The organism is Mesorhizobium sp. M7A.F.Ca.AU.002.02.1.1 (assembly GCF_003998535.1).
GTDB classification, from domain to species: domain Bacteria; phylum Pseudomonadota; class Alphaproteobacteria; order Rhizobiales; family Rhizobiaceae; genus Mesorhizobium; species Mesorhizobium ciceri.
In genome coordinates this window covers 1-2,586 of sequence record NZ_RZPB01000809.1, presented here as the reverse complement: position 1 = coordinate 2,586, position 2,586 = coordinate 1, and the positions used below count along the sequence as shown (strand labels likewise).

The following is a 2,586-nucleotide window of genomic DNA, read 5'->3' as shown; positions in this document are numbered from 1 at the left end:
CTTCAAGCGGGGTCGGAGGCTTGCCAACGCGCTGTTGGGTGGATTTCATCTCCTGAACGAATTTCATGGAAATCAGCTCATCGACAAGATCCGAACTGGCCTGCTTCATTGCGATTGTAGATGGCATTCATCAGTGAGCCAATGATGACCCGGGCGAGGTCCGGATGGTTCTCGAGTGTGTTGAGTCGACGTTGATGAAGATGTCGATTTTGCCCGCTGCAACCTCGTCGGTCGCAAACTTCTGCCCGAGACGAGCGCGGCGTAGCTCATAGGACAGCCAGTGCGTTTCCCTGGATGCGGCCCCATAGATGCCCGAGAATGTCTCCGGTGTCATGTTGATGAAGCGGGCGACGTTTTCGCGGACAAATGCGCTTGGCGACGAGTCGCAATCCTGCAATCGGGTCGCAGTTTTGGTTCCGGAACCCATTGCGTCACGCCGCGCAGCAGTGGTTCGACGACGTCGTATGGAGTGGGTGTCGGCTGAACATGACACCGAGCTATCCGCTTGGCCTTCGGCGAATCGAAGCAATTCAGCACGAGCCCAGAGTCGGTGACATCGCCATATCTGTCCGCCCCGGTCGCAGGCCTTCTACCTTGCGGTTGTGCGCGGCTATCTCCCGCGAGGTCTGTGCGCCCGCGGAACCGGTCCGCTTTGGGAATTCCTAACTTCGCACAATCGATTCCGAGGGTAGGATCATCACAGCCTTCGTCGGCGGTGTGGTTCCTCCGGGCGATGGCTTCCTTCACTCCAGATACCCAGGTTCATATGACTCACGGTGGACGGGTTCAGGTCGACGGCATTCTCGGCCTTGCAAGGCCTATCCTCACTTTCATGCCTTGAAGCGCTGCATTCGCTTGGTTTCATCACCGGCGGTGTGGCCGCTGGCGCGATCGGCTGGAGCGGAAATCCGCTCGCCCTTTGGCAGCCCTGGCTTGCCTGGGTCGGGCAGCGCAGCGGGGCGAGGGCACATGTCTGTGCCACTCCTGTGGTCGAGGTCGAGGGCGTGAAGGTTGCGCCGCTGATCTTTTACGAGCAGCCCATCGATCGTCGTCCTTGCCATCCAAGAGGCGGGCCGCGCGAGCCTGGGCATCTCTGTTCGGTCTCTATCCAGCCCAATTGATCGTTGACAGAGGCGCTCTGGGAGCCTAGCGTATCCGACTGGTATAACAGGTATGCCACATGATCGGAGTTCTGATAAAACCGCGGAAGCTTTCGGAGGAGGTTGCAGCGCACCTCGAGCGGATGATCCGCAAGGGAGAGCTGGCCGAAGCCGACCGGCTCCCATCCGAGCGGGAACTCATGCGGCAGTTCGGGGTCGGGCGCCCTTCAATCCGCGAGGCCCTGCTGCATCTGAGCAAGATGGGGCTTGTCGAGGTGAAATCCGGCGAGCGCGCCCGCGTCACTCGGCCAACCCCCCAATTCGTAATCGACGCCCTCTCGGGGCCGGCGCGCCACATGATTTCGGCCCCTGGCGGGGTTCATGACTTCCAGAGCGCGCGTTTGTTTTTCGAAGTCGGGCTTGCCCGCAACGCCGCCATCAATGCCACGTCAGAGGATATTGAGGGCCTCAAGGAGGCGCTCGAAATCAACCGGCAGTCGATCGGGGACCTGACGCGCTTCGAGCGCACCGATGTGGACTTCCACTACGTGCTGGCGGTGATCACCCGCAATCGTATCTTCACAGCCATTCACGCGGCGTTGGCCGAATGGCTGCTGGAACAGCGGCGCACAACTTTGGCCAAAGGTGAAGACCGAAAGGCCTACGAGGCTCATCGCGAAATCTTTGATGCCGTCGCCGCGCGCGATCCAGACGCCTCCGAAGCGGCTATGCGCAGGCATCTGGAATATGTCTCCAGACGCTATCTTGAAATTGCGGGTGGCAAGGGATGAGCGGCTTCGTGGTCTGGGTCGATTTCCGCCTCAAGCCGGGTGCCCGGGGCAGATTCCGAGAGCTCGTGGACGCCAACGCGACCGCGTCGGTTCGCAGCGAAGCCGGCTGCCGCCGCTTTGATGTGACGCAGGCGCGCGGCGAGCCCGACCGGGTCCTGCTCTACGAGATTTACGACAGCGAGGCGGCATTCATGCTCCACTGCCGGACAGCCCATTTCGAGGAATTCAATTCGCAGAGCGCGCCGCTCGTCGACACCAAGCTGGTGACGATCTGCGACCTTGTTGTCGAAGCTTCGTCTTGAAGAACGCGTAGGCGCAATGCGCCCCTTGTGGGCGAACGGGAGGGAAGTTCATGTCGGAGCCAAGTCTCAAGGCGCTAGCGTCTCACAGACGCGTCAAGCTCGGGACCCTTGTCGCCGAGTTCGCGACGCCGGGGATAGGCCACATCCTGAAGTCCGCTGGCTGTGACTTCGCCTTTTTCGATATGGAGCATTCGGGCTTCAGCCTGGAAACGGTCAAGAGCGCGATCCGCTATTTCGAGGCGGCCGACCTGCCGGTTATGGTGCGTGTGCCATCGCAGGACTACCATTTCCTCGCCCGCGCCATGGATATGGGGGCCGAAGGATTAATCGCGCCGATGGTGAGTACCGTCGAGCAGGCGCAGCACATCATCAATTCCATGAAATACCATCCGG

4 protein-coding genes are annotated in these 2,586 nt (G+C 60.7%); 3 read left to right on the top strand and 1 reads right to left on the bottom strand.

The window, feature by feature from the left end; genetic code table 11:
* Positions 1-130 precede the first annotated feature (130 nt).
* On the bottom strand, positions 131-427 hold the full coding sequence (locus tag EN879_RS31625; RefSeq protein ID WP_342030152.1) for a type IV secretory system conjugative DNA transfer family protein: 297 nt from the start codon (positions 425-427) through the stop codon (positions 131-133).
* 753 nt (positions 428-1,180) lie between these two features.
* Here EN879_RS31625 and nanR point away from each other — a divergent pair.
* From nanR to EN879_RS31605, 3 genes are all read left to right on the top strand, one after another.
* Positions 1,181-1,891 (top strand): transcriptional regulator NanR, encoded by a 711-nt coding sequence (gene nanR, locus EN879_RS31615; protein ID WP_027163180.1) that lies wholly within the window; start codon positions 1,181-1,183, stop codon positions 1,889-1,891.
* Positions 1,888-2,193, top strand: a complete 306-nt coding sequence (locus EN879_RS31610; protein WP_050596334.1) for a putative quinol monooxygenase — start codon at positions 1,888-1,890, stop codon at positions 2,191-2,193. The genes nanR and EN879_RS31610 overlap by 4 nt, the downstream gene beginning before the upstream one ends.
* Before the next feature lie 50 nt (positions 2,194-2,243).
* Positions 2,244-2,586: aldolase/citrate lyase family protein (locus tag EN879_RS31605; RefSeq protein WP_245493899.1), on the top strand; the 343-nt coding region annotated here is incomplete at its 3' end.

Excerpts from the sequence above, each read along its gene's own strand:
- EN879_RS31610 (WP_050596334.1), top strand. The coding sequence starts at position 1,888 with ATGAGCGGCTTCGTGGTCTGGGTCGATTTCCGCCTCAAGCCGGGTGCC.
- nanR (WP_027163180.1), top strand. The coding sequence starts at position 1,181 with ATGATCGGAGTTCTGATAAAACCGCGGAAGCTTTCGGAGGAGGTTGCA.
- EN879_RS31625 (WP_342030152.1), bottom strand. The coding sequence starts at position 427 with ATGGGTTCCGGAACCAAAACTGCGACCCGATTGCAGGATTGCGACTCG.